The following is a 438-nucleotide window of genomic DNA, read 5'->3' as shown; positions in this document are numbered from 1 at the left end:
CTACCGCGTATACGACGCCGATATGCCTGAATACTCCATGGCCATCGACCTGTACCACGATTGGGTCCACGTGCAGGAATACGCTGCGCCAAAATCCATCGATCCGGAAAAAGCCTCGGCCCGCATGTTCGACGCCCTGGCGGCCATTCCCCAGGCGCTGAACATCGACAAGAGCCGCGTGGTGGTCAAGCGTCGCGAGCGCCAGAGCGGTACCAAGCAATACGAGCGCCAGAGTGCCCAGGGCAAGTTCACCGAGGTCAGCGAAGGCGGCGTGAAGCTTCTGGTCAACCTCACCGACTACCTGGACACCGGTCTGTTCCTCGACCACCGTCCGATGCGCATGCGTATCCAGAAGGAAGCGGCCGGCAAGCGTTTCCTCAACCTGTATTGCTACACCGCCACCGCCAGTGTGCACGCAGCCAAGGGCGGCGCGCGCAG

Annotated in this window: 1 protein-coding gene; it reads left to right on the top strand. The window is 62.1% G+C overall.

All coding sequences use genetic code 11. The features are described 5' to 3' along the window. Positions 1 to 22: 22 nt before the first annotated feature. Positions 23 to 438: class I SAM-dependent methyltransferase (locus FCS21_RS16290; protein WP_246047315.1), on the top strand; the 416-nt coding region annotated here is incomplete at its 3' end.

Origin of the sequence: Colwellia ponticola (assembly GCF_005885605.1) — a bacterium.
GTDB lineage: Bacteria > Pseudomonadota > Gammaproteobacteria > Enterobacterales > Alteromonadaceae > Colwellia > Colwellia ponticola.
The sequence above is the reverse complement of the archived record's forward strand: the minus strand, read 5'-3'. Positions and strand labels throughout refer to the sequence as shown.